The organism is Zoogloea sp. LCSB751 (assembly GCF_002028455.1).
Lineage (GTDB): Bacteria > Pseudomonadota > Gammaproteobacteria > Burkholderiales > Rhodocyclaceae > Zoogloea.
The window spans coordinates 1-234 of the sequence record NZ_MWUM01000651.1 but is presented as its reverse complement, the minus strand read 5'-3'; the positions used below and the strand labels follow the sequence as shown (position 1 = coordinate 234).

At 45.3% G+C, this 234-nt stretch carries 1 protein-coding gene; it reads right to left on the bottom strand.

What is annotated here, in order from left to right; translation table 11 throughout:
• Positions 1-234: pyridoxal-phosphate dependent enzyme (locus B4920_RS28050; RefSeq protein WP_139379793.1), on the bottom strand; the 234-nt coding region annotated here is incomplete at both ends.

Here is a 234-nt window from a genome sequence, read left to right as displayed (position 1 = left end):
GCCTTTGTAAGCAGGGTCAGCGGCAATTTTTGTGGCCGCTGCAATCGCTGCTCCCGAAGAAATTCCGGCTAAAATACCTTCTTTTTCCATTAACTCACGTGCTGTTTTAATCGCTTCATCATCACTGATTTGAATGACTTTATCCAGCAGGGCGAGGTCTAAGTTACCTGGGATAAAACCTGCTCCAATACCTTGAATCTTGTGTGGGCCTGGTTTGATTTCTTCACCTGCTAA